Origin of the sequence: Streptomyces sp. T39 (assembly GCF_008042045.1) — a bacterium.
Taxonomy (GTDB): Bacteria; Actinomycetota; Actinomycetes; order Streptomycetales; family Streptomycetaceae; genus Streptomyces.
Genome location: NZ_RDBP01000266.1, coordinates 1 through 25,592 on the forward strand (window position 1 = coordinate 1; position 25,592 = coordinate 25,592).

Annotated in this window: 25 protein-coding genes; 13 read left to right on the forward strand and 12 right to left on the reverse strand. The window is 70.1% G+C overall.

The genetic code is table 11. From position 1 onward, the window contains the following. Window positions 1-547 precede the first annotated feature (547 nt). From EAO77_RS40945 to EAO77_RS38095, 11 genes are all read right to left on the reverse strand, one after another. Window positions 548-1,123: a hypothetical protein gene (locus tag EAO77_RS40945; protein WP_261994354.1), complete on the reverse strand. Its 576-nt coding sequence runs from the start codon at window positions 1,121-1,123 to the stop codon at window positions 548-550. A gap of 139 nt (window positions 1,124-1,262) precedes the next feature. After that, a complete protein-coding gene (locus EAO77_RS38050; RefSeq protein ID WP_147992826.1) occupies window positions 1,263-1,532 on the reverse strand; it encodes a hypothetical protein in 270 nt (89 codons plus the stop codon). 13 nt (window positions 1,533-1,545) lie between these two features. Then, window positions 1,546-1,983: a hypothetical protein gene (locus tag EAO77_RS38055; RefSeq protein WP_147992827.1), complete on the reverse strand. Its 438-nt coding sequence runs from the start codon at window positions 1,981-1,983 to the stop codon at window positions 1,546-1,548. A gap of 63 nt (window positions 1,984-2,046) precedes the next feature. Continuing rightward, on the reverse strand, window positions 2,047-2,451 hold the full coding sequence (locus tag EAO77_RS38060) for a DUF3846 domain-containing protein (protein ID WP_147992828.1): 405 nt from the start codon (window positions 2,449-2,451) through the stop codon (window positions 2,047-2,049). A gap of 613 nt (window positions 2,452-3,064) precedes the next feature. Further along, the gene (locus EAO77_RS38065; protein ID WP_147992829.1) at window positions 3,065-4,063 is read right to left on the reverse strand and encodes a hypothetical protein; all 999 of its coding nucleotides are present in this window, start codon (window positions 4,061-4,063) and stop codon (window positions 3,065-3,067) included. Window positions 4,064-4,194: 131 nt separating this feature from the next. Then, the gene (gene tpg, locus EAO77_RS38070; RefSeq protein WP_147992830.1) at window positions 4,195-4,755 is read right to left on the reverse strand and encodes a telomere-protecting terminal protein Tpg; all 561 of its coding nucleotides are present in this window, start codon (window positions 4,753-4,755) and stop codon (window positions 4,195-4,197) included. A 12-nt stretch (window positions 4,756-4,767) separates the two neighbouring features. Next, entirely contained in the window at window positions 4,768-6,957 is a 2,190-nt protein-coding gene (gene tap, locus EAO77_RS38075) for a telomere-associated protein Tap (RefSeq protein ID WP_147992831.1), read from the reverse strand. Window positions 6,958-7,084: 127 nt separating this feature from the next. Then, window positions 7,085-8,485 (reverse strand): replicative DNA helicase, encoded by a 1,401-nt coding sequence (dnaB, locus tag EAO77_RS38080; RefSeq protein WP_147992832.1) that lies wholly within the window; start codon window positions 8,483-8,485, stop codon window positions 7,085-7,087. Window positions 8,486-8,563: 78 nt separating this feature from the next. Beyond that, window positions 8,564-10,201, reverse strand: coding sequence for a hypothetical protein (locus EAO77_RS38085; RefSeq protein ID WP_147992833.1), 1,638 nt, complete (start codon window positions 10,199-10,201; stop codon window positions 8,564-8,566). 379 nt (window positions 10,202-10,580) lie between these two features. Beyond that, window positions 10,581-11,735: a type III PLP-dependent enzyme gene (locus EAO77_RS38090; protein ID WP_222723761.1), complete on the reverse strand. Its 1,155-nt coding sequence runs from the start codon at window positions 11,733-11,735 to the stop codon at window positions 10,581-10,583. Window positions 11,736-11,746: 11 nt separating this feature from the next. Next, complete coding sequence (locus EAO77_RS38095; RefSeq protein WP_147992834.1) at window positions 11,747-12,508, reverse strand: GntR family transcriptional regulator; 762 nt, start codon at window positions 12,506-12,508, stop codon at window positions 11,747-11,749. A gap of 343 nt (window positions 12,509-12,851) precedes the next feature. Here EAO77_RS38095 and EAO77_RS38100 point away from each other — a divergent pair, with 343 nt between their 5' ends. The 13 genes from EAO77_RS38100 (at window position 12,852) to EAO77_RS38150 (ending at window position 24,972) form a co-directional block, all read left to right on the forward strand. Then, window positions 12,852-13,721, forward strand: coding sequence for a hypothetical protein (locus EAO77_RS38100; RefSeq protein WP_147992835.1), 870 nt, complete (start codon window positions 12,852-12,854; stop codon window positions 13,719-13,721). Between the two features lie 191 nt (window positions 13,722-13,912). After that, a complete protein-coding gene (locus EAO77_RS38105) occupies window positions 13,913-14,104 on the forward strand; it encodes a hypothetical protein (protein ID WP_147992836.1) in 192 nt (63 codons plus the stop codon). 258 nt (window positions 14,105-14,362) lie between these two features. Then, window positions 14,363-14,527 (forward strand): hypothetical protein, encoded by a 165-nt coding sequence (locus tag EAO77_RS39380; RefSeq protein ID WP_187283629.1) that lies wholly within the window; start codon window positions 14,363-14,365, stop codon window positions 14,525-14,527. Beyond that, entirely contained in the window at window positions 14,524-14,697 is a 174-nt protein-coding gene (locus tag EAO77_RS39385; protein ID WP_187283630.1) for a hypothetical protein, read from the forward strand. The genes EAO77_RS39380 and EAO77_RS39385 overlap by 4 nt, the downstream gene beginning before the upstream one ends. A gap of 57 nt (window positions 14,698-14,754) precedes the next feature. Further along, window positions 14,755-14,946, forward strand: coding sequence for a hypothetical protein (locus tag EAO77_RS38110; RefSeq protein ID WP_147992837.1), 192 nt, complete (start codon window positions 14,755-14,757; stop codon window positions 14,944-14,946). A gap of 154 nt (window positions 14,947-15,100) precedes the next feature. Continuing rightward, the gene (locus tag EAO77_RS38115; protein ID WP_147992838.1) at window positions 15,101-15,838 is read left to right on the forward strand and encodes a hypothetical protein; all 738 of its coding nucleotides are present in this window, start codon (window positions 15,101-15,103) and stop codon (window positions 15,836-15,838) included. A gap of 20 nt (window positions 15,839-15,858) precedes the next feature. Next, on the forward strand, window positions 15,859-16,962 hold the full coding sequence (locus tag EAO77_RS38120) for a hypothetical protein (protein WP_147992839.1): 1,104 nt from the start codon (window positions 15,859-15,861) through the stop codon (window positions 16,960-16,962). 221 nt (window positions 16,963-17,183) lie between these two features. Continuing rightward, complete coding sequence (locus tag EAO77_RS38125) at window positions 17,184-18,812, forward strand: FtsK/SpoIIIE domain-containing protein (protein ID WP_147992840.1); 1,629 nt, start codon at window positions 17,184-17,186, stop codon at window positions 18,810-18,812. 219 nt (window positions 18,813-19,031) lie between these two features. After that, window positions 19,032-19,994, forward strand: coding sequence for an NlpC/P60 family protein (locus EAO77_RS38130; RefSeq protein ID WP_261994355.1), 963 nt, complete (start codon window positions 19,032-19,034; stop codon window positions 19,992-19,994). Between the two features lie 3 nt (window positions 19,995-19,997). Next, window positions 19,998-20,294, forward strand: coding sequence for a hypothetical protein (locus EAO77_RS38135; protein ID WP_147992842.1), 297 nt, complete (start codon window positions 19,998-20,000; stop codon window positions 20,292-20,294). Window positions 20,295-20,299: 5 nt separating this feature from the next. Next, window positions 20,300-21,565 carry a hypothetical protein gene (locus EAO77_RS38140; RefSeq protein ID WP_147992843.1) on the forward strand — a complete coding sequence of 422 codons (1,266 nt, stop codon included), beginning with the start codon at window positions 20,300-20,302 and terminating at the stop codon, window positions 21,563-21,565. 75 nt (window positions 21,566-21,640) lie between these two features. Further along, window positions 21,641-22,732, forward strand: coding sequence for a hypothetical protein (locus EAO77_RS38145; protein WP_147992844.1), 1,092 nt, complete (start codon window positions 21,641-21,643; stop codon window positions 22,730-22,732). After that, on the forward strand, window positions 22,729-24,972 hold the full coding sequence (locus tag EAO77_RS38150; protein ID WP_147992845.1) for a hypothetical protein: 2,244 nt from the start codon (window positions 22,729-22,731) through the stop codon (window positions 24,970-24,972). Before EAO77_RS38145 ends, EAO77_RS38150 begins: the two co-directional genes overlap by 4 nt. Before the next feature lie 156 nt (window positions 24,973-25,128). On the opposite strand, the gene EAO77_RS38155 is transcribed toward EAO77_RS38150, so the two are convergent. Further along, on the reverse strand, window positions 25,129-25,592 hold a 464-nt coding region (locus EAO77_RS38155), incomplete at its 5' end, for an RRQRL motif-containing zinc-binding protein (RefSeq protein WP_315986139.1).

The following is a 25,592-nucleotide window of genomic DNA, read 5'->3' on the forward strand; positions in this document are numbered from 1 at the left end:
GGGTAAACCAGCGCTGCGCGCTGGGAAGAGAAAAGCACCCGCTTCGCGGGTGCGGGAAGACGCTGCGCGTCTTTGTCAAGCGCTGCGCGCTTGATATTTCCCGCGTTGCGGGAAATCGTGTTTCCGCTGCGCTCCAACACGAGTGTGCGTCCCTGTGCTGCGCTTCGGGACGGGGCGTCCGCTGCGCTCCCGCCCAACCGGCTCCGCCGGGCAGCAGCAGGGACGGAGTGATGGTGCATCATGTCGTCTACCGGGTAGGATCCCGGATTCTGGGGCACCACCCCCTGAGGGCCGGCCGAACCGGTACCGGGACACCCGGACCGGTTCGGCGGGGCCCAACTCGGCAAGAGGTTCGGTGCCGAGTTGGGCCCGGTCCTCTCACTCGACTCTGACGTCCCGTCGCCCGGTGCCTGCCTGTGCGAGTGCCCGGAGTCGCACGCCCAGGTGCATGGCAGTCCTTCACGGATGACGCATCCTGATGAGCTTGCATCACGCGAGGATGCACCGGGTAGCATCCCGTGAAACTGGACACCCCGTCTGGGGTTCTTCACTTGCGTTCGATGTGGGCAACCCAGGTAACAGCCTGAACCTTGCTGGGGATCTCCCCGATTTCCTTTGCTGCGGCCCGGTAGCAGTCCGCGAGAACGTTGTACCGTCCGGCCGCTCCCAATCCTCGGTCCCGCTGTCCGTAGATTTCCCGGACGGCAATGTCGTGTGCGTGGCGGTCGATAACAACAGCGTGTTCGTTCTTGGGGTCGGCGATGCACAGATAGAAAAGTCCGGTCTTGATGTGCATGGGGAGAACGTGGCGCGGGTCGGTTCCGCCCATGATCCGGTTGGCCTTGGTGACCGCGTCCTTGACGTGACCGCTTGCGGTTCCTTCGGTGAATGCCTTTCGGGCGAGTCGACAGTTCTCCGACCATGACTTGTTTGCCGAGAGTGCGGCGAGAACACCAGCGCCCTTTACTGCGTTCCCGGCGGCGATTTCAAGGGCGAGCTTGTGTGCCGTCCCGTACCAGTTCCGTCCGCGCCGCTTCTGGTCGGGGGTGGCGGTGTTCCACATTTCGACAATGGCGCGGGTGTAGTCGGCGCGCTGGATTTCGGTGCTCTTGACCGGGATCACAGAGAAGTCCTCAGGGAGTGATGGAGGAAGGAATCGCAATTGGCGGTGAGGAGCGGGCGCAATGGCGGCTCAACTCACGGCGTGCGGGGAATGCCCGTGGGGTGCGGCGGGGACGCGGTGTCCCCGCCGCAGGGGTGTTTCAGGCGTGCAGGATGTCGTAGTCGGTGCGGTCTACGAGGTCGGCCGTGCGGTCGCCGTAGAGGGCGAGGAGGGTGATGGCTCCGGTCTCGCTTTCCCAGAGGGTGTCTTCGGTCTCGAATTCGGTGGATTCGGGGAATCGAGCCAGAATGGCGCGGGCAGCCTTCTGCTGTGCTTCTTCGTAGCTGTCGGCTTCGGTGATGACGGCGAAGCGGTTGTCCATGAGTGATGCGGTGATGTCGGCCCAGTCGCAAACAAGGGTGTAGATCACGGGGTCTCCCGGCTCAGATGTGAATGACGGGGGCGTCGCGGTGGTCTACGCCGGGTTGTGGGGAGATGGGATCGCCGGTGGTGAAGTCGGTGCAGTAGGCGTCGAAGACTTCGGCTGCGGTGAGCGGGATGGGGTCGCCGTCGCTGTTGAACGACCAGCCGCAGACGCTCTCTTCGCGGTGGCGGATGCTGCGCATGATCAGTCCGGCGTTTCCGGCCTTCCCGGTGACTGCGACGGCGAGGAAGCAGCAGAAATTGAGGGCGGTTTGTCCGTCTGCCTCAATTCCGGTCTTTTCGCTGCGCGAGTAGATGAGGTGCTCCATTTCGGCTCCTTCGCCGCTGTAGATGGCGAGGGTGAGGCTGTGCATTCCGGTCCCGGCCTTTTCCAGGAGCCTTTCGAAGATGTCGAATGCGCGGTCTGCGTCGCGGGTGGTGGGGGTGGGGTGGGTCATTTTCTGGCACCTTTCGCGTTGGCTGGACGACGGGGGCGAGAGCCCCCGCCGTGGGCGGCGTTGTTACTTGGTGCGCTGGCCGGGAATGGTGGCCGGGGCGGGCTCGGTGCGCGGGCCGGGAATGGGGATGTCGATTCCCAGGAGTTCGAGAAGGGCCGCAACGTTGTCGTCGGTGAGGCCGGTCGTGTCGCCGTTGGCGTCCGGCCCGCCGGTGATGACGGCAGTGCCGAAGTACGGCTGCATGAAGCCCGCGACGAGTGCCAGCAGGTTGGCGGACGGGTTGACGTCCGCGCCGTTGGGGACGCCTTCCTCGTCGACCCACATGGACAGGTCCGGGGAGAGGGTGACCAGCTCGACGTTCCGGCAGGTGATGGCGGTGTGGAGGGTGGCCAGGGTGCCCATGGTGGGCCACGGGATGACGGTGGCGGTCCGGTCGGGGCGCAGAACCAGGGCGAGGGATCGGGACATGGGTGTCTCCTTGAAGTGGGTGGGGATGGTGGTTCCGTTGGCCGACTGCCACCGCCGACCAACAAGACAACTTTAGCGCACTTCACTTGATTCCGGGGGGTTTTCTGCCGTGTTTTCGCAGGTCAACCCATACGGGGGTACTGCCGGGGCCCGGTCGAATCGCCGCCGCTCCTGCCGCGCAGAGGCAGGAGATCCGTCCGGCAGCGCGCAGCGCTCCGGGGTCGGCAGCGCAGCGCCGCCCCCGGTTGCCGGACGCCCGCCGCAGAGCGCAGCGGGCGGCGGGAGGTGGGAGTGGGAGCCCTGCCGGAGCGCAGCGGAGCGGGGCGAGCGCCCCAGCTCGGCGTGAGGGAGCGCAGCGGACGGCCGGGGGAGCGCAGCGGACCCGGCACGCCTGTGGTCGGGGTGGGGAGCGCAGCGGACCGCCCCGACTCGGCGGCGGGGCGGCCGGGCCCCGGCAGTACCCCCGGAAAAGGGCAGGAGCGGCGCGCTGCGCCCTGCGCTGCGCTGCGCCCTGCTGCGGGGCCGTGGGCCGGTGTGCTGCGCCCAGCTGGCGGCGGACGTGCGTCGGCCCCCAGGGGCTGCTCCCTGAGGGCCGGGCAGTGCTGAGGGGTGGTCAGGTGGTGAGAGCGGTGATCAGGTCGGCGGGTGTGGGGGTGGTGCCGGTGGCGAGGTGGCGGATGCCGTCGCCGGGCGGGGGCCAGGACCCTCCGGGCCCGATGGGGTGGCGGCGGGAGACGGCGGTGCGCCACCCGTGCCGTTCGTCCCACACGAGGGCGGGGGCCGGCGCGGTGGGCCCGTCCAGAATCACGGCCGCGACGCACGCCTCGCCGCCCACGCACTGAACGGTCGGCGCCGCCGGGGTGCTGGTCCAGCCCTGGGCGTGGAGCGACTGGGCGATGTCGGCGAGGTAGGGGGCGGCGGCGCGGCCGCGCAGGACGGTGGCGGCGCGCACGGTGGCGCGGCGGGTCTGGGAGGTGGGGTAGCCGAGGGTGTGGGCGGCCTGTTCGGCGGTGACGTGGTCGCGCTCCATGACGGTGGCCATCCGGTCGGCACGCAGGGCGGTGAGCGCGTCCTGGGCGGTGGTGGTGTGGATGCCGAGGGCCTCGGTGACGGCGGCCGCGGAGACGGCGGGGTCGGCGTCCAGGAGCGGGGCGGTGCGCTCGAGAATGAGGTCGCGCGGGACCTGGTCGCCCGCGTTCTTCGGCCGGCCGGAGCCCGCGGCCTTGCCCGGGCGGGCGGCCTTGACCTCACGCACGATGCCGCGGGGCCAGTGCTCCACCCCGCCGACGACCACCTGGTGGGCTTCGAGCTGCGGGGTGCGCTTGTAGGAGTCCCAGCTGCGCGGGGAGACGCCCCATGCGGCGGCGGCCTCACGTCGGTCCAGGAGGTCCTGGTCGTCGTCGACGTCCGGTAGCGCGGGGACGGGGCGGCCAGCGAGGTAGGCGTCGACCTGCTCGGCGTCGTACAGCCGGTTGCGGCCTTCGTTGATCGGCGGAGGGAACCCTGCGGCCTTGTGGGGGGCGTTGACGAGATAGGTCTGCGGGCGCACGCCCTGCTGGGCGGCGAGGTCGGCCAGGGTGCGCACCAGGTGCTGGCGGCCTGCTCGGATCACGGGAACTCTCCGGGGTCACGGGTACAGTGGCCGCCACAAGGGCGACCCTCTGGGTGTGGTCTTGGTTCGGCCGGCACCCTTGCCACCCGCTCACGCGGAATCGGGGTGCCGGCCACTTCCCTTTGCGGCGACTACAGCTCGAATTCGAGGTCGATCACGTCCGTGAGCTGCACTTCCTGAAGTGTTCCGGCGCGCCTGCCGTCGTCCTGGAAGTAGACCTCTTGCAGGGCCTGCGCGGTCAGCCGGCGCAGTTCGTCGTCGCCTGCGCCCTGCTGCTGTGCGTCGAAGAGGCGGGCCGCGTGCTGCGGGGGGAGCGCGACGGTGAGGTGGCGGATGCGTCCGTCGTCGGTCGTCCCCGTCGCGCCGCTGTACCCGAGACGCGCCTGGACGCTGATCATGATCCCCTCACTGGCTGCGGCCCTGGCCCGTGCCTGCGCCCGGACCCGCGGCTGCCACCGGTTCTTGACCTCGCGGTCCAGGCGGGCGGCGAGGTCGGGGCGCGGCTTCTTGATCTGGTCCTTCACGTAGCGTTCGACGGTGCGCTGGGAGATCCGCAGCATCTGTGCGACGGCTCGTGTGCCCTTCAACTGGCGCACCAGGTAGCGCATCTGTGCGCCGGGTGTCTTGGGTGCGGGTCGGGTGAACGCACGCTGCACAGCGGCGTCCAAGTTGGCGCCGAAGTCGGTGCTCATGGCCTCCCCCTTCTACCGGCCGCTGTCGTCACGGGTGACGTCGCCGGACTTGATGTAGCGGGCCAAATTCAGCTCCGGCGCCTGGTGCTGCTCGCGCAGCCCCCCGCCCCACAGGGCGTCTTGCGTGCCCTCCCACTTGACCAGGCCCGGGTTCACACCGAGCTTGAAGCCGCCCGGTACCGGCTTGCCGTCCTGGTAGGGGACGACGTCCAGCGGGCTGGGTCCGTCGGCTGCGTAGACGACGCAGTCGGAGAGGATCGCGACCGGGTACCGGCCGGTCGCGGCCGCGTGCTTGACGATCTTGCGGTGCAAGTTGATGCGGGTGCGGGCGATCACGGCGGCCCGGATGTCCGGCCGCCACGTCGGACGGGACAGCGCCCGCCACGGCTGCCCAGGACGCCAGCCCTCGCCGCGGGGCCGCTCGCGGAGCTTGCCCAGACCGCCCTTCACGGTCGCCTTGACGGCAGAGACGACGATCGCCAGCTCCGGGTCCAGGGCCCTGTGCCCCTCCATCGCCGCGAGGAAGTCAGCCGGGGCCAGGTCCGGAGTGACGCCGAGGTCGGCCATGGTGGCGAGGTACGCGTCGCGCAGCCGGGTGTACCAGCCGTCCAGGTACCGGCCGGACTCCGGCCTGACATACGCCTCGCTGGGGGCGACGTCGTAGCCGAGCTCCACCGCGTAGGCGACGGTCGGGGTCGCGTACCAGGCCGGGCCTTCGGGGCGGTCGCCCTTCGGTGTGAACGGCGACGGCAGCAGACTGCCGTCCAGCCCCACCCACGCCTTGCCCGCCTTCACCCGGGACAGGTTCACATGGCTGAGGTCGACCAGCCACGAGCCGGGCAGCTTCGGGTCGAACACCGGGTTCGTGACGTGCACGGGCGCGCCCAGGCCGACGTTGAGTCCGTTGGCGCCGGCGGCGAAGGCCATGTTGACGTCGATGCCGACCAGGTGGGTGCGCATGCATTCCTCGTCGGTGAGCGGCCGCGCCCAGTCGTAGGCCTCTTCGTCCAGCTTCTCGCCGGGGCCGCGGACGTGGAAGCGGGGCAGGTCCGCCAGCAGCGGGTGGCCGTCCGGGGCCTCGCACGGGGCGCAGTCCACCGGGTCGGTGCCCAGGCTGCCCGGGTTGTGCTGGGAGTGCCGGCGGCCGTCGGCGTCGGGCTGGGACGCGCGGGTCGGCGGGTGCAGCGCGGTCATCAGCTCCAGCCCGGTCACCGCGGTGGAGCCGCGCGGGGTCATCACCCGGGCCGCGTAGGTGCCCAGCACCCGGGCCAGGTCCGCGGGCGGCAGAAGGGCCGCGCTCCCCCAGTGCCGGGAGTCCAGCGCGTTCCACGACGGGATGCACAACTGCACGCACGCCCGGCCCGAGCCGGTCGCCGGGCGGTAGATCCGCGCCCACGGCCCGAACCCCCGCCGCGTCAACTGCCACTTGGCACGCACCAGCTGCTCGACGGCCTGGTGGCTCTCCGGGATCCGGCCGGCGATCCGCTCCTCCTCGCTCAGCGTGGCCGGCAGGCCGTAGTACGCCAGCGCGCGCATGGTGAGCACGAGCAGCGGGTCGGCGTCCTTGCCAGGGCCGGAGAGCCGCGGCGCGCCGAGGCGGGCCTCGGCGAGGGTCCACTCCACCAGCGACGGCAGGGAATCGGCGGGCACGTCCAGGACCAGGCCGCCTGTGCAGTACGCCAGCACCTGCCCGTCCGCGTCGACGTCGACCACCGCGAGCGGCCCGTTCGCGAACCGCGGATCCGCTGCGCCCGCCGGGGCGCCGGCGGCAGCCGGCTTCTGCGCCGCGGGGCGACGGGTCGGGGTGGTCGGGCCGCTGCGCGCGGCGGGCCGGGGCACCACGGCCGGCTCCGCCGCAGGCGCAGTCTCGTCCTCGCGCCGCTCCACCACGGGGGCGGCTTGCTCCGGAGCCGGGACGGCAGCCGCCGCATCGGCCTTCTCGGGCGCAGGAGCCGGGTCGGGTGCCGGGTACAGCTCCGCCAGCTTCTCCAGGAGCCGGGCGTACGCCTCACGCTCCTGCGGACGGGGCTCGGTCTTCCCGGCTTCCCAGCCGGACACCGTGGCACGCCGCACTTTCAGCGCGGCCGCGACCTGATCCAGGGTCAGGCCATGGGCTTGGCGCAGGCGCTTGCGTTCCTCGGCGGGCGGCAGCGGGACGCGGGACGCGATCAGCGCGTCCACCGCGTCGAACAGCTCGCTCATCAGGGTCTCGATTCGTCGTGATCATCAGTGGTCTTCTGCGAGCCGATCTCCGCCACCAGCGGCACGAGGGCCGCACGAGGGGGAGTTCGGCCGGGAGACGGGCGCACAGCCAGCCTCCTGGGGCAATTCAGGTCTTCGCCATGTCGACGAAGCGGGAGTAGTGCCCCTGGAAGGCGACGGTGACCGTGGCGGTCGGTCCGTTGCGGTGCTTGGCCACGATCAGGTCGGACTCCCCGGCGCGGGGGCTGGTCTTCTCGTAGGCGTCTTCGCGGTGCAGGAGGATCACGACATCGGCGTCCTGCTCGATGGAGCCGGATTCGCGCAGGTCGGAGATGACCGGCCTTTTGTCGGTGCGCTGTTCGGGCCCGCGGTTGAGCTGGGAGAGGGCAACGACGGGAACGTTCAGCTCCTTGGCCATGAGCTTGATGTTGCGGGAGATGTCGCTGACTTCCTGCTGCCGGTTCTCGGTGCGGCCGTGGGTCTGGAGGAGCTGGAGGTAGTCGATGACAACGAGGTCCAGGCCGCCGTTCTGCTGGAGGCGGCGGCACATGGCCTTGATCTGGGGAAGGGTGTTCACGGTTTCGTCGCTGATGACGATCGGCGCGGTGCGGACCCTGTCGGCGACGCGGGCCACCCGGGTCCACATGTCGGGGGTCATGGTGCCCGAGCGCAGGTGATGCAGACCGACGCGGGCTTCGGCGGAGATCATTCGCATGCCGAGTTCGTTCTTGCCCATCTCCAGGCTGAAGAAGGCGCTGCGCCGGCGGTGCTCGACAGAGGCGGCGCGGACGAAGTCCATGGCCAGGGTGGACTTGCCCATGGCGGGCCGGGCGGCGATGACGATCATCTGCCCGGGGTGCAGGCCGTTGGTGAGCGCGTCGAGGTCGATGAAGCCGGTGGGCAGTCCGAGGCTCTTGCCCTCGCGCTCGATGGTCTCCACCTCGTCGACCGCGGCCTGGAACACCTCGTCCATGCCGCTGTAGCCGTCGCTGCGGACGGTGGTCTTGGTGACCTGGGCGATGCTGACGGAGGCGGCGTCCAGAATCTCGTCCGCACGTCCCTCCCCCGCGCCGGCCGTCAGAGCGATCTCGATGCCGGTCTGCTGGAGGCGGCGGAGCTTGGCCCGGTCGAGGACGATCGCGGCGTCCTCCACGGAAGCCTGCACCACGCTGGGGCATGCCTCGATCAGCTGGGAGAGGTAGATCGAGCCGCCGACGCGCTCCAGCTCGCCGCTGACCTTCAGCTCGTGGGCGAGGGTGATGGTGGTGACCTCGGTGCCCGCCGCGTACATGGCGAGGATCGTCATCCAGATGGTCTCGTGGGCGGGCAGGTAGAACGCGGCTGCGCCAAGCGGTTGCAGGGCTTCGTCGATCTCGCCGATGGCCTCCTTGGACAGGATCGCGGCGCCGAGGACCGACTGCTCGGCCTCCCGGTGGTGGGGGACGCGGCCGCCGGGCATCAGGGCGTCGGCCTGCTCCATGCCCTCCTCGCTGCGCTTGCTGCGGCGGCGGTTCGGTACGGTCGTCATGTGCACTCCTGATCGGTTCGTAGCTGGTGAGGGTGCCTGCGGGTCGTCCCGTGCAGGGGGCGGCCCGCGCTTGTGTCTCTAGCTGCCGTCCGCGGTCCAGGCCGCGCGGTGCGCCTCGTGTCGCTGCCGCTCGGCGGCCAGGTCACGGTCCCGGTCGCTGACCTGTTGCCGGTCGCGCCGGGCGTCTTCCTCGTTCGCCGCCCCGGCCGCCAGGGCCCGGAGCTGGTCCATCACGTCTGCGGGAGCCCCGGCCGGCTGCTGCAGGCCAGCAGAGGGGGTGGCCTGCTGCTCCTGATCGCGGTCACGTTCGGCAGCCTGCCGCGCCGTGCGGCGGGCCTCGGCCATGCACGGGCTGCAATCGCCCTCGCGGAAACCGGGGTGCCGCCCGCACATTCCGGCCGGGACTTCCCGGCGGCGCTCAGGGCGACGGGTGAGGTCGGGCAGCGTCGCGATCCGCCGGTGCTCCAGCAGCCATTCGTAGTTCTGGCCACCGCCCGGATTGGACATCAGCTGCTGGCGCAGCCGCTCGTCGAACACCCAGCCCCGCTCGGACGCCCTGTCCGCGAGCAGCGGCGCAAGACGCTCAGCGACCTCGGGGCCCAGCGCCCACGGACCGTTCAGCGTGAGCAGGAACACCCGCGCCTGCTCGATGAGGTCGAGGGCCACATCCTGTCGCGGCACAGTGTCGCCGCGGCCGTGCTGATTGCCGTCAAGCACCAGCTGCTGCTGCCCGGGCACGCGGCCGGCCGTCGACCGCTCGCGCTCCTGCTCCAGGGCGCGGCGCGCGGCGCGGTAGCGGGGCAGGTCCTCGATCCGCTCCCGCAGCACCGACGGGGCGCCGCGCCGGGCCTGGGACCGGCGGGTCAGCTGCTGGACCAGATCGGTGCCCAGCTCCCAGCCCTGCGCCTGGGCCGCCTCAGTTAGCAGCGGTGCCAGCTCGCCGGCCGTCTTGCGTCCGCAGGCCCAACGTCCCGGGAGCTCCGCGAGGAACTCGGCAGCAGCCGTGACCGCTGCTGCGTCTGTTGGCTGAGCGTCGGCCGGGACGGCGGTGGTGGAGGAGGACTTACGGGAGGAGGAATCCTCCTCCTCCCTACGGGGGGGAGTGGGGGGGGCGGCATTTCCGCTTCGCCTGTCAGGAGAAGCGGGCTGACCTGCGGAAACGTCCGCCGACCCGCTTCGCCTGTCAGGCCGTGCGCTGTCAGCGCGTGCCTTGTCAGGAGAAGCGGTGTGACCTGCGGAAATGTGGTTACCCATCGGTAGGGTCGGAGCCGCTTCGCCTGACAGGCCAACCGGCTCCGACCAGCCACGATCCGATCCGGCCGCAGGCGTCCAGTACGGGTTCAAAGAGGGGAACTCGTAGAAGGTGTAGGACACCTTCCCGAAGCTCCCGCCGTTGCCCTGAGCGCGGTGCAGGAACCCGGCGTCCCGCAGCCGCGCCACGGACTGGTAGACCGCCTTGCTCCCGATCAGCCCCTTGCCGTTCGCCGCGAGAATCCCCTCGCTGCGCAGCGCCTCCACCAGGTCATCAACACTGAAACTCCGGCCGTCCTCGCACATGAAGTGGATGTGCGCCAGAGTCAGGAAATCCAGGGCGTTGGGCAGGCCGGCGCCGTACAGCATGTGCCGGTACAACGGCACCGACGGCCGCAGCGCCGGAGCGCGTCCCTCGATCCGCGCAGCGCCCGGCTGCTCCCCTGCGGGCGGGTTCGCGCTCATCGGGCACCGCCCCTCGGACGCAGACTCCTCGCTGCGATAGAAAGGCCGGCGGGCGCGACCGTCGATCGACGGCGCGGGTAGTGCATGTGGTACATGCGGGTCGTATCTCCCCAGGTTGGGGAGTCGCGTCTATGGCGGTGTGACCTGGTCTGGGCCCGGGATAGTGGCGTAGCGCGAACAGGCGCGCTTATCCTGGGTACAGGTGACCCACCGAGGACCAGCGGTCCGCGGGAATCACCCCGGCGAGGTCACCTCTCACCGGACACGACTCGGAGCTTGGTAGGCGAGCGAGTCGAATGCGAAGGGCGGCCCCGTTGTGGCGACGGGGCCGCTTCGTGTTTCTAGGGCGGCATAGGCATAGCGGTCATCATGCCGTACCTCACTCCCCCGGGAGGTAGTGGAACGTCGGGTGAGGGTGCATCAGGAAGTCGTAGTGGGAGATGTTCCACGCGTAGGCCCCGGACATCGAGAAGGCAACGACGTCTCCGACTGCGATGCGGGTGGTGGGGATGTTGCGGGCGAACACGTCCTTCGGTGTGCAGAGCTGCCCCACGTAGGTCACCGGCGCGTCCTCTACCGCAGGCCCTTCAGAAGTACCGGGCAGCAGAGTGAAGGGATGGTCATGCCCCTTCGTGACAGGTGTACGGATCTGCATGGTGCCGCCCCGGAGCACGGCGAACGCATCGCCGTGTGCGGCCTTCACGTCGAGGACGTCGGTCACGTACCACCCGGCGTAGACCGCCATGGAACGACCCGGCTCGATACGCAGCGTCTCGCCTGGCCGACTCAGCTTCGCAATGCCCTCCCCGTAGGTCTGCCAGTCGAACCGGCGGTCAGGGTGGGCGTAGTCGACGGCCATCCCGCCGCCCAAGTTGATCTCGGGGGATTCGACCCCAGCAGACAACAACCACGGGCGGGCCCACGCGAGGATTTGCTCGCTCTGTCGCAGCATCGCTTCAGCGTCCAGGCCGCTGGCCAGGTGCGCGTGGATGCCGCGGAGTCGCAGCCACGGCGAGGCGGCGAGGATTGGAAGGCACTCCTCGATTAGGTCGGGGTCCATGCCGAACGGCCCGGTCATGGCGAGTGCCGCCCCGGCTCGGTCGCCGGCCAGATTGACGCGCAGCATCACGTCGGCTCCGCCTCCGGACTGAGATAGGCGGGCCAGTCGCATCAGCTCATGCGGGCTCTCCACGTGCAGGCGCTCGACACGGAGCTCCAGGGCGTCCCGCAGCTCAGCGTCCGTCTTTCCGGGGCCGCCGAACGCGATCCGCGAGCCCGGCACCGCCTCCAGCACGTGGCGCAACTCGCCTCCGGACGCGACCTCGAACCCGTCGACGTACGGGGCGACGGCACGCAGAATCCGAGGGTCGGGGTTGGCCTTGGCCGCGTAGAAGATTTCAGGGGCGCCAGGGCTGGAGAGCGCGGATCGAACCGTGTGTGCGTGCTGCGCGAGAGCGCCCAGGTCGTAGATATAGGTGGGGAATTCACCCTGCCCAAGGCTCTCGATGTACCGGGTGACGGAGTCGGTGATCACAGGGGGTCCTATCAGTTCAGTGGGAACGCGTGCTCGATGACGAGGTAATGGGCGGGCGCGAGCGTGGTCGTCACCTCGACCGTCTGGCCGTCAGCCGTATGACCTGTGTGCACGATGTCCGTGACCGTGCGGTCCCGGCTGATTTCCAGAGCCTGAGCCTCATCTTCGGTCGGCAGCCTGCTCGGAACGATGCGCTCCCGGGCCTCCGACTGCGAGTATCCGAGACTCGCCAGCGCGCTTTTGACACCGCCGGTGATCACAGGGGCAGGCTCCTCCAGCACCGTGTCCGATGCGATCGAGAGCGGGATCCACGTTGCGCTCAGGCGGACCGGGATGCCGCTCGCGAGCAGCCGCCGACGCCTCACCAGGCAGTTGACCTCACCACGTGGCAGCCCTAGAGCGTCGGCCACCGTGGTCGGCGGCTCAGCGTGCTCGACAGTGATCTCGTGCGAGGGCTCAAGACCCAACGCCCGCACCTCGCTATCGAACGCGCCCTTAGCCCCGTTGTGCTCACGGACTGCCGTGCGGTAGCGATCCGGCGAGTGAAGCATCGGGGGCAGCCACGTCACGATCGTTCCGCGGCCCTGCCTGGGGCGGACAAGCCCTTCGGCAGCCAGCACGCTCATGGCGCGATTCACCAGACTTCGTGACGCGCCGTAGCGCTGCGCCAGCTCAGGCTCAGATGGCAGCAGCGTGGCCGGTGCGTACTGACCAGCCACGATGTCCGCTCGCAGGGTGGCCGCGATCTCGCGGAACCCCATCCTCTCGGGCATTGCCTCCTCCTTTCTGGGGTGCGATCGCCCCCAAGCTGACCACACCATAACGGAAACGCCAAACGTTTGACGACTGTTGACATGGCGTGAGGAGTTGTGCATGAATAGCTAAACGCCAAACGTTTGGCGTTAGCTTCATCGCAGGATGCGCCTCCCCTCACCGGGGAGGCCCAGGGTTGATAGCTCCACCAAATCCCCTGGGCCGGTCACCAGGCCGGATGCCTCCTGCTGCACGTCGCAGCGCTGATGCGCTGTCCGATCAGCCAGGACGCCGGCCTCGGTCGAACGCCTGGCGGTCGGAGAGCCCACCCGCGACGCACCCCACGTACCGGAGGAATCCCTCATGACCACGACCACTGTGGAACCCAAGGCCCGCAAGCGCCCGCGGAAAACGAGGACAAGGAACGTCAGCCCGCTGGAGCCGCTGATCGCCTCCCGGCTCACGGCCAGCCAGATCGACCTGACGCCGGGCAAAGAGCACGTGATCTGCCCGACCTGCCGGAACTGGACGCCGATCACCGGTGTCCTGGGCACCCCGGTGCTGGTCCCGCACCACACCACCCCGTACCACGACCGCACGACCACTCCCCGGCGCTGCTCCAACAGCAACCGCCGGATCCTGCTCGACACCCCGGTCGACGCCTGGCAGGCGGAGCGGGCCGAGCGGATCGAGGGGTCCGCGACGGTCGCCTCCCGCCGACCGACCCGTGTCACCCGCAAGCCCTGGCCCACAACCGCGCCGGCTGTCATGCAGATCGTCGGCGGCCTCGTCGACGACAAGACAGCGCGCCGACTGGACGAGGCGCACATCAGCGGCTGCTCCGTCTGCTCCGCCAAGGACAACAGGGGCACGGTGATTGGGGCCGTGGATGTCGCGTCCCGGTGCACGGACGGTCGCCGCCTCGCTCAACTGGCCGCGCACACCCGGCGTGCCGCGCCCGCCCGCCACACGGCCCAGATGGACCGGGAGGAGTGGAGCGACCGCTGGGAGCGGGGCCTTCAACTGCTCCAGCAGCAGCAGTGGGCCCAGACCGCCACGGCGGTGGCCGACACCGATCTCCAGAGGATCGACGACGCGTTGACCGCCCTGGTCCAGACGCTCAATCCCCGCACCACCGCCGCGCCGCCCCTGACGGACTGGGAACGCGCCGACCTCATGAGTGCGATCGCGCTCCTGGCGACACAGAAGGAGCAGCTGGCGCGCCGCCGCTAGACCCGCCGGCCGTCCGATCCGCCACGGCCGCACCCACCCCGCGCCACACGGGGTGGGCGCGACCGTGGCTGCTCGTACAGCAGCCAACAGGGGCCCGTGCCCCGAAACGACGAACCCCCGGGGATGCACCCCCGGGGGTTCGTCTTCGCAGGTCAACCCACCCTGAATGTGAGGACCTACGCATGCACAGCATGACACGCACTATCCCCGCCCCCGCGAGCAGCCTCTACGACGACATGGAGGACGAGGACAACCGTCGCGGCCCGGAACCGGAGGATTTCCACCGCCTGGTCCGTCACCTGGTGGCCGACGGAGACGCGCGGGCCGCGCTGGCCGGCCGCCGCGCCCGCCGCACCCTCGCGCAGATGGGGGCGACCCGGTGAACGCCATCATCAGCCTGACCGACGAGCAGCGCGCTGAACTCTCGCGCAAGAACGCGGAACAGAATCGCCGCTCGGAAGCCAACCGCCGCTGACCGCTTCCCGGCATTGCCCGTCGTCTCCGCGCCCCCACGGGCGGGGCCGGCGGAGAGCGCCGGGGAGCTCACCCGCGCTCCGGCCGCCTGGCCGCAGACACGCGAACAGCCCCAGGGATTGCGCCCCTGGGGCTGTTTTTCGCACAGACCTCCTGAGAGGCCCGCAATGAATCGCTCCATCGTACGCACCACCTACGCCCCCTCCGCCGACCTGCCGGTCCACACCGACTGGCGGACCGACTCCGCCTGCCAGGACGAGGACCCGGACCGGCGCCGGATGAAGCGCCGCGCCGCCCGCCGGGCACGCACCGGGTCGGACGCAGCGGCATGAGCGACTCCCCCACCCCTGAGCACCGCCGGCTCGTCGCTCCCGAGGACGACCCGGTCCTGTCGGCGGATGCCGTGCACTGGCCGACCATCGCCGAGCGCCGAGCCCAGCTCACCGTGGCAGACATGGACGACATCGCGTCGGGCCGCATGTGGGGACGGGGGACGGCATGACCGTCCTCTCCCACTCCACGACCGCGGTGCCGGGCGCGGCCGCATGGGACGCGCCCGGTGCGTGACCTCTACCCGCGCTACCAGGCCGCCGGCCGCGCCCTCACCGCGCACGACCGCGGCTGCGCCCCGTGCGCACGGTCGGTCGCCGACACCAGCGGCCGCACCGCCCGGTGCCCGGACGGCGCGCGGCTCGACGAGGCGCTTGAGCGGCTCCAGGCCGCCTACCTCACCCAGCTCAAGTCCCGCTGACGCCGACCGGCTGACCGTACGACGGAACGCCAAGCCAAGTTCCTGTTTCACCCGCTGCTACCTGACGAGGCCGGCCGCCCGCCAGACGGGCAGCCGGCCTTCCGCAGGCCGCTCGCCCGGGAAAGTCTCGGGCCCGCCCCTCCCAGGAGGACCCATGCCGCTCGACACCACTTTCACGCGCGATGAGATGCGCATCATCGTCGCCCGCATCCAGCCCTACCTGCCCCGCTTCCTGACCAGCTTCGAGCCCACCCCGACCGGCTTCCGGTTCACCCTCGCCGAGTTCACCGGGCGGGAGCTGCGCCCGGTCCGGCCCACCGTCCAGGACGACTCGAACCTGCGCTACGTCCCGGAGTCCGAGGACCCGGTCGAGCACCGGCTGCGCACCGAGGCCCGACACATCCTGACCACCGTCTGGGAGCGGGCCGGCGAGCAGTGGGCGAAGGCCGCCTACATTGCCGAGCTGGGCGACGCGGTTGGCAATGCGCCGGACCGGTGGAAGACCTACCGCACCGAACGCCGCGCGCTGGAGACGGCGTTCGGGTACCTGCGGGACCCGAACGCCGCAGCGGAGTGGCCGTCCGCACTGTCCCGTCTGATCGACGCGCAGGACCGTACCCGGGCCGCCGCCGAGGCGTGGGACATGCGGGCCCGGGAGATCGCCTGCGTGCACGACGAACACCGCGGCGCCGGCCTCACCCACGAGGCCGCGCTCGCTGCCGCTGGATACCCGGAGGCCGCCGAGTGGCACATCGCCGACCGCGAGGACTACCTCCGCAGCCACTTCAACAGCTGGGGCACGCCCCCGCTGACCGAGATGGTCCGGCGCCTGATCGAGCAGCAGGACACCCACATCACGAAGATCAACCGCCTGTCCGGCATGGGTCGCTGAGCCGAATGGAGGACAAGGAAATGGACAAGATCAGCAAGGCGCTCGGGAGGGTCTCCCCGCGCGACGTGGTACTCGCCGTCCTGGGGATCGTGACCCTCGGGGTCGCCATCCTGTCGGTGGCCGTCAGCTACCAGATCCTGGAACCGGTCTTCGGCGGCTGGGCCGTCCCGACTGTTTTCGCCCTCGATGCCCTCTGGGTCGTCGTCCAGGCCACCGAGGTTCTCGCCGGAAACAACGCGCGCAGGGCGCTGCGCGTGCGAGCGGCCGGCCTCGTCCTGACAGCGGTTAATGCCGCCATCCCGACCGCCGAGCTGCTGCTCCGCGACGGGCGCAGCGGCGTGGACCTGGCCGTGGTGCTCACCCCGCTCGCGATCGTCGCCACCAAGGCCGCGTGGTGGATCGTGCTGCCCGCCCTCGGGCGCCGCTCCTCTGCCGAAACCCGGCAGGAGATCGACGAGAAGGCCCGGCAGGTCGCGGACCGCCTGGAGGTCATGGAGGCCGACGCGGCCGCGAGGATCGAGCTGCTCGACGTCGCCCGCGAGCTGGAGCAGCGCGTCGCCAGGGCGGAGACCACTTACCGCCTGGCCGTGCTCAAGCGTCAGCAGGCCATGACTAAGGAGCTGTTCGAGCAGGCGCAGGCTACCGAGGAGACCATCGCTGAGATGCCGCTGCCGGCGTCCGTCACACGCATCGCCCTGCCGGTGCTGGAGGACTGGACGGCGGACCGGCCCGCGCTGCTCGCCGGGCGTGACGCCGTCACACCCGGCGACGCGGACGGAAGCGGCCGTCACAGCAGCGGCACGCAGGTCAGCGCTCCGGACCGGGACGGGCCGTCACACCCGACTGCCCACGCCGACACGCTCCAGCAGATCGCCACCGTGACGGGCGTGCCGGTGCCTGTCCCGGGCGAGCAGCTCACCAGCCAGCAGCTCGGTGTCGTCCTGCGGCACCTGCGCTACGCCGAGGACCCGCCCGCCTCCTACCGGCAGGCCGTGAGGGCCTTCCGGCAGGCCGGCTACGTCGGCAGCGAGGAGAGGGTCCGCCAGGAGTGGGGCGCGCTGATGTCCCGCGAGGAGCAGACCGAGGCGTCCGACGACGACGCCGAGGAGGAAGCGGACGCCTAAAGCGTCCAGCACAGGACGCGCCCAGCGTCCGGCACCACCTGTGAGGGCCGGCCCGCAGACCTGCGGACCGGCCCTTGCGGCGACTGCCGGAATGCAGTCGGCGGCGCGACCGGCGAGTGACCCGGCGAGCGAACACCGCGTTCGCAGACCCGGGGAGCAGACCCGGACGCACCACCACATCACCTCTGTCCCATCCGTACCGAGACGCAGAAGGAGAGCGCGTGGGGAAGAAGAGATCGCAGGAGGCAGAGCAGGACGCCTACGCCCAACTGGCAGGAGGCATCGGCGGTCTGGCCGTCGCGTTCGGCTGCATGGCGGCCCTCAAGGACGCGCTCGGCCTGTCCTGGCCGGGCACCATCGCTGTTGTCGCCGGGGTGCTCACACTCCTCGGCTACCTCGCCTACCGGGCCCGCAGGCTCTGGCAGCAGCGCGGGCAGCTGGGGGCGAAGCCTGCCGTTGGCGGGCAGCAGACGGCGGCCGCGGCCGCCCTGGCGCACGACCCGGCCCCGGTCGAGCAGGTGCCGGTGCACCCCGAGCTGACCAGCGCCCTGGTCAAGGCCGGCGCCATCGGCAGGGACCAGGTCATCCGGGCCGACGAGGTCACCATCACTCCGAAGCGGAACGCGACGGAGTACGACTTCCTCGTACCGGCCGGGCGGACCTACGCCGACGTCGATAAGAAGCTGGCCAACATCGCCGGAATGTTCGGCGTCACCCGGCTCCACCTCAAGCTGGAGCGCAGCCGGGACACCGAACGCAGGGCCCGGCTCCTGGTGCTGGACGCGCCCCCGTTTACCAGCGCGTTTCCCGTACCGACGAGGCAGCAGATCGCAGCACACGGCGGAGTGCCGTTCGGGCACGACGTCACGGGCGAACTGGTTGGTGTAGAGACCTTTTCCAAAGCGTCTCTGCTGATCGCCGGAATGACGCAGATGGGCAAGACCACCCTCGTCAACGGCCTCATTACCTGCCTGCTGATCGCCTACGAGGATTTCGACCTCTACCTCCTCGACGGGAAGCACTGCGGGCTGACCAAGTTCGAAAAGGTCTCCCTCCGGTATGAGGCATCGGACGATCCGTCCGTCATGGAGGAAATTCTCGACCTCCTGAACGATCGAGTGGCGCGCCGCTACAAGCGAATGCAGGAAGCTGTTCGCAACAGGGAGCCTGCCCCGAAGTTCAAGCCCGTCTTTTTTATCGTGGATGAGGCGGCCGACTTCTTCGCGAATAACGGAACGCCCGAGGGCATCAAGCAGGCTCTCCGCATCGCGGACAAGGCCCGGGCGCTCGTCGCGAAGGCACTGGAATCAGAAATTACTACGGTGATGCTGACCCAGCGGCCTGCGCAGAACGCCATTCCCGTGATGGTCAGGGACCAGTTCCTTTACCGCATGTGTCTTTATGTGGCATCTGAAGGAACAGCGAAGGTCGCTCTCGGTGACACGTACTTCGAGACAGTCGCCCCGATCAGCCCTGTCCTGCTCAACTCTCAGATCAAGGGGCAAGGCGTCCTCTTCGCACATGGAGAGTCCACGCTGATCCGTGGTTTCCACTTCCCCGACGAATTCATCTGGGAAGTGGTCGACGCGGTTCGCGATCGACAGAAGAAGGCCGCCGAAATGGCACCGGATTCGCCCCTCACAAAGGCGATCAAGCACCTGAAGGACACCGGTGCCGATTTCATGCTGTCAGCGGCTCTCGCCGACCACATGGGCATCCCCGAAGGCGACGCGGCAGAGCGAGGAAAGGCCCTGAGCAAGCTGCTCGGCGTCACCGCGGGCCGCGGGACAAAGGGAGTCCGCGGCTACCGCCTGGAGGACCTCACCGCAGCCGCTGCCTCCGAGCAGTGACCAGCATCCGCACCGCCACCCGGCACCGCACCCGGACCGCACCCGGACCGCACCCACACCGTCACCCGGCGACCCGGGTGACGGACAGGTGACGGACGGGTGACGGTGCAGGTGCGGTCCGGGTGCGGTGTGAGGTGACGGTCCTGAACTGCAAAAACACGACAGATGGCTCACAGGAGGGAGAAAAGCTTGAGAGCCGCCACAGCCGCCGTTGTAGGCGTGACAGCGACCGCGGCCGTTGTCGTCGCCTCGCTCGTCCAGGCCGCCGGCGACAACCCGATAGGCGCCGCCCTCACAGCGGCCGTCCCGGCCGAGTACCAGACGCTGATCGAGGAGGCAGGAGCCACCTGCCCGGAAGTCAGCCCGAATCTGCTGGCCGCACTGCTCCAGCAGGAATCCGGATTCAACCCCCGGGCCAAAAGCCCGGTCGGCGCACAGGGCATCGCGCAGTTCATGCCGTCCACCTGGGAATCCCACGGAATCGACGGCAACAACGACGGAGAGCGGGACGTGTGGGATCCCGAGGACGCCATCCCGTCGTCAGCGAAATACCTCTGCACCCTCGCCCAGGACGTGGAACACGTACCCGGCGACAAACAGTCCAACATGCTCGCCGCCTACAACGCGGGATCGGGCGCCGTCCGCAAATACGGCGGCGTCCCCCCATACAAGGAAACACAGAACTACGTCCGCAACATCAGCGCAGCCGCGAAGGGCGGCGGCAGCGGAAAGACCGTCACCGCTAAACAGGGCGCTGCCGCTCTCGCGGCGGCCCGCAAAATGCTCAACCAGCCCTACTCGTGGGGCGGCGGCACCGCTGAGGGGCCGAGCACGGGAATCTGTTGCTCACCGAATGGGAGCAGCGGAGAATCTATTCGCGGTTTCGACTGCTCTGGCCTCACGCTGTACGCCTACGCACAGGTCGGAATCACCCTGCCCCGCACAGCGGCACAGCAGTACGCCGCATCCCAGCCGATCAAGGCAAAAGACGCCCGCCCGGGCGATCTCATTTTTTACGGTTCCAGCGCCGCGACGATTCATCACGTCGGGATTTTCGTCGGTGACGGCGTCATTCTCGATGCGCCCAGGCCCGGCGAACACGTCCGGTACAGCCCCGTCTACACCATGACCGACCTCTATGCCGTCGCCCGCCCCAAGCAGAACACCAACAAGGAGATCTAAGAAATGCGCACCTCGACCAATCTTGCCGCACCCGTCGATATGAGCGGCGGATTCGCGGACTTTTTCGCCACCATCGGAATGACCGGCGGCGGCCTCGTCACCAAGGGCATCGCCGCGGTGATCGCGATCATCGCCGTCCGGATGCTGTTCACGCTGTCCCAGGACCCCAAGACCGCGCTGCGCAAGGGATCTATGGCGATCGGCACGCTGTTCGTCGCCGTGATCCTCGCCCTCTACGGGTCGACGCTCTTCAGCACCGTCACCCAGGCCCCGGTCACCGCGCCGGCCCCCAAGGAGTAACGCGCATGCCGGAGAAGAACGGCTGCGAGCTGCTCCCGGAGCGGCACCGGGACCTGTGTGACAGCGACGGCACCGGCCCTCCGGACGCCGGCACCGGCCCCGGCAGCGTGGGCGGCCTCACCGACGGAGCCGCCGACAGCGTCAAGGGGCTCGCGAACAGCTTGATCGAAGAGCTGGAACGAATGGTCGCGCCCGGCAAGGCATGGGCGCCCGGCGAGACAGACAGCGCGCTCTACGCGCCCTTCCTGTGGCTCGGTCAGCACCTCGCGGTCGCGATCTTCGTGTGCGTGGTCGTCGTGTGTGCCCTGACCGCATGGCAGGGCACACCGCGCATGCGCCAGATGGGAGCCTCCACCGGCTGGACCCTCGCCGCCATCGCAGCCATGGGCGCTATCCCCGGCGCAGTCATGCTCCTGCACAAGGCAGTCAGCGACGGATTCGTAGCTGCCTTCGACAGCAACGAGATGACTCTCTTTCAGGTCATCCGGGACGACCTCCAGGCCAACCGCAATGATCCGCTCGCGGTGCTGCTGATCGTGGCCGCTCTCGTGGTGGCGCTGGCGTTCGCAGGGCTCGTGTTTCTGACGCGCCAGCTCGGGATCCTGGCGTTCGTTTGCGTGGCGCCGCTCGTGTTGGCCTCGCTGGCGCGCGGTGGGGACACGACCGCCCTCAAGCGGTGGTGCATGCGCTTGTTGGGCCTGATGTTCGCCCCGTTCGCGCTCCTGCTGGTCACGCCGTTCGTGGCGCTGGCCAAGGGGTCGGTCGTGATGGACCTGATTCTGCTGGTCGCCGCTGACGCGATCATGCTGCGGATGATTTTCCACGGGGTCCCCTACATCGGGCCCCGGGTGGCCGGCGCCGCTCGCACGCTCGTGGAGCGGCACACGACCAACCCGATCGCCCGGGGGATTGTCCGGGCTGGTGTCCCGACCGTGTACGAGCAGGAGCACGCTCCGCGGGTGCCGCGCACGGTGGACACCCCGGGGCGCGCTGTCTCCCGGGACCGGGGGGTGCTGCTCGCCGCCTACGGCGTGCAGCAGCGTCAGCGCCCGGCCCGGCTCACCACGGAGTCGGTGGTGGCGCAGGTGCGGCGGGACACCGTCCGCACGGCGCAGATCACCCAGGCGCGCCGGGAGGCGCGGGCGTCGGCCGGCGTGGTCCCGCCCGTCCGGCCCGCCAGCCCGGCGCGGCCGGCTGCCCCGCAGCCGCCCACACCCGGCCCGGCTCCTGCCCGGCCGGGCAGGGCAGCACCGCCCAGTCCCAACCCGTAAGCCGCGTATCGGCTCCGGGCCCGCGCCGAAGCGCGGGCCCGGAGCCGTTCCCGGTGCCCTTCAAAGGAGAGACCGATGTACTCGCTGACGCCCGGCTACCGCGTCCCCGCCCTCCAGCGCGGCCTGAGCCCCGCCGAGACCCTGCTCACCAAACTCACCGCCGGTGCCGGAGGCGCGGTCCTGATGTCCGCTCTCGTCACCCCTCCCCCGATGTGGGCCCTCGGCGCGGTCGCGGGGGCCGCGGCGATGCTCAACCTCTCGCCCGGGCCGCGCTCGGCCGCCCGGTGGGCAGCAGTCGGATACCGCCGGCTGCGCGAGCGCACCATCCCGGCCTCCGCCGTCGACCGGCCCGGCGCGACGATGACCTGGACTTTCCACCCTGAGCACGGCACTGTCCAGGACCCGCTGCGCCGGGCGCAGTTCCACGACGCGTTTGGCCGCGCGCTGACGTGGGCGGGCAGCCAGGCCCGCACCGCAGGTATCCAGGTGCACGTCACCCACCACGCGGCCGTGGGCGAGTACACCGCCCATACCCAGACGATCTCCGTGTACGTCCCGAAGGGTTTGGGCCAGACCGACCGGCTGCTCGCGACGCTGGAGGGAGAGTTCAGTCGGCTTGGGGCCCTGATCCCGGTGGCGGTCGCGCCTCTCCCCGAGGTGGTGGAGCGGGGCCAGGGTTGGATCGGGCTGGACGACGGACGGTTCGCGGCCACGGCCCGGATCACCGGCTGGCCGGCGGAGACGGATGGCGACCTGATGCGCCGTCTCCTCCTGGAGGAGGGCGAGGCGATCCGGCAGGCTGGTACCGACCGGTCGATCGCCGTCCTCTACCGGCCGCTGCCCGCAGCCCAGTCTCGGCGTTCCGCGCGCTGGCAGTCGGCTGCCGCCGAGGCGTGGACGGCGGACAAGATCAAGCAGGACGCTCTCCAGGCCGCGAGCAGCACCACCCACGGGGCCCTGGTACAGGGCGCGACACTCGTCGACCTCGACGCCTACCTGACCGTCTGGGGCGACACCGCTGAGACCGTCACCGATGCCCGGTGGACCGCCTCGCTGTTGGCTGACCGGCATCGCATCCGCCTCGACTGGCTGCCCGGCCAGCAGCACCGCGCGCACGTCATGACCACCCCGCACGGCGCCTCCACCCAGAAAGGGACGATCCTGTGATCCGCCTGCCCACGACCCACGCCGCGATCACCGCGCCCCTCGTCGCCTCCAGCACACACTTTCCGGGAGTCCCGATCGGCCGCAGCCTCCTCGACGGCCGGGCGTTCCACCTCTCCCCCGTGCTGGCGCCGGCCGCGATCCTGCCCTCCACCAACTCCCTGGCGCTGGGCGGACTCGGCAGCGGCAAGTCCACGACGGCCAAAGCGCGGACGCTGCGGGAGGTTCGCGACCTCGGCCACCAGGCTGTCGTCATCGACTCCTTTGGGGAGGACGGCGCGACCGGCGAGTGGCGTCCGGTCGCCCACGCTCTCGGGGGCCGTGTCGTCCAGGCCGGCGATTTCCGGCTCAACCCGTGCTCCGAGCTTTTCGCACCTGCCGTGCGCGAGCAGCTGGTCCGCTCCCTGATCCTCGCGGTCGAGCCCGACGCGCTCACCACCCAGGCCACCCACGCACTCCAGCACGCCCTGAGCCACCCCAAAGCCACCGCGCTCACCGGTCTGGTGGACGCCCTGGTCAGCCCCCAGGACGGCCGCTGGCCGGCCGCCCGGCTCGCCGAGTGGGGAGAGGCCGCCGCGATGGCCCTGTCCCGCTACACCGAAGGCTCCCTCTCGGGCCTGTTCGACGGCGAAGACGCAGGCCTGCCCGAGACCGACCTCCCCATCGTCACCTTCGACTTCACTCGCCTCGATCGCAATTCGCCGGCTATCCCGTCGCTGATGGCTGCCGTCTCCTGCTGGGCAGAGCACGTCTGGCTGCCCCAGTCCACCGCGAGGCACCGGCACCTGGTGCTGGAGGAGGCGTGGCAAATCCTGTTGTCCCCCGCCACCGCCTCCCTGATCCAGAGACAGCTCAAGAACTCGCGCAAAGCGGCACTGTCTCTGGACGTCGTCATGCACACCCTCTCCGACCTGGGCGACGGCCGAGCGCAGGACCTCGCGCGTCTCTGCGAGATCGCCCACATCGGCCGTCTCGGCCCCGAGGAGGCGACGGCAGTCGGGGCGCTCCTCGGTCTGCCCCAGTGGGCCGTCGACGCGATTCCCGGCCTCGGCCCCGGCCAGGCTGTGTGGAAGGTTGGACCCGGCTACGTCGACATCGTGCAGACCGTCCTTACCGAGGAGGAAGCGGAGCTGACCGACACCTCCGCTCGGCGGCGCGCGGCGCAGCAGGTCCTCGTCCAGGACGACGAGACCGAGGTGCTGGAGACCGAGGTCGACCAAGAGGACACCGGCGTCGACCTGTCCGAGGAGCACCTGGGCGAGGAGCAGACCGACGCGGAGCCTGACCTCCTGGACGAGCTGCTCGAACCGCATCCGACCGATGCGGACGCGCGCGACGGGTGGGACTGGGACCTGCCGCCCAACGTCGTCGACCACGACACCGCCGCGACGCCTGTGTTCGCGGCGGGCCCGGAGGACGACCTCCGGCACGACCTGGCGCTCCGCGCCGCGTACGAGGGCCGGCACAGCGAGGCCGCCCAGATCGCAGCCATTGGCGAGCGCGAGGACATCACCGCTCACGGCATCAACTCCACGGAAGTCGCCCGCTGGTTGGTGACCCGGGCACAGATGGCTGATCTCAGCGGTGACCGCCACCAGGCCGCGACCTTGCGCGCTAGCGTCGTGCGCATGGGCAAGAATCTCGCGTGGTTCGAGCAGGAGCCGGAGCGCGACGGCCGGGAACAGGCGTGGTACCAGGGGGCAGACGCCCCTCCCACACCTGCCCCGACAGACGAGCCGCCCGCACGCCGCCGTCGGCGCTGGCCCTACGCAGCCACCGCCACGGCGGCCGCACTCTCCCTCGCCATCGTCGGCGTAGGGCACATGGGCGACAGCAACCTGGAGCAGGAAGACCGCAAGGCCAAGGCCGACGCATACAAAGGGCGCTCAGGGGCGAACGTCCGACTTGATGGCGTGAACGCCGATGTCGTCGCGCAATGGAACAGCGATGGCGACCAAGTCGTCATTGAACTCCGGAGCTACTTCGACCGTAACGCGCAGTACTTGCGACTCGATGCAGGAGGGAAGACCGCCAGCAGTGAGCGGCCCGAAGGCTGGTTTCCTCGGACCCCTGAGATCGCCCTGCCCGTCGATGACCCGCTGGCTGATGTGACCGTGCGCGTGGCGATCGGGGGCAAGAGCTGGGGACCGCGGACGCGGTCCCACTCCCAGGAGATCCGGCTCTCGCCCACCGGCGTCGCGTACGACGCGGAGACCGGGGAGCGGCTGCCCTCCGACCTCTGACCAGCCACCAACACTGACAAGGCCCACGCCCTCACGGCGTGGGCCTTCTTCGTGTCCGGCCGATCCGGCTGGTCCTCTTCTGCCCCAGGAGGAGAGGACCGGCCAGGCCGACCGGCCTCACGCACATTCCCCTGACCTCGACCTGAGGAGGAGTTCCTACCTGTGGCTGTCATAGGTGTGTTGACCGAGCCCACCCCGCCCAGCTGGTGGAAGGCCAACCGCCACAAGGTCCTGTTCGTGGTCGGCGGGGGTGCCGTCGTGGCACTCCAGGCAGGTGCCGAGGGTGCGCAAGGGTAAGCAGTGGTGATAGCGGCGGCCGCAAGGGCCGGGGCACTGCTGGCGGGCTGCCATGGCCCGGTCGAGGGCGGCCTCCTGGGCGAGCGTGGCCACTCGCTTAGGGAGAGCGAGGTCGATCCGGTAGAGCCACGCGAAACGGCGGCCGCCGCGGCACTCGATCCGCGCGGCGGGCTCCTGTCCGCCGGGGCGCAGGCCCATGGCGCGGAGCTGTCGGCGGGTGGCGTAGCCGGGGCCGGCCTGCCGCCACCGGTAGACGGGCAACGTCCCGTCGCCCGGGTCGTGCGGGTCGACGTCGACCAGCTCCTGGTCGTGCTCGGCGGCCG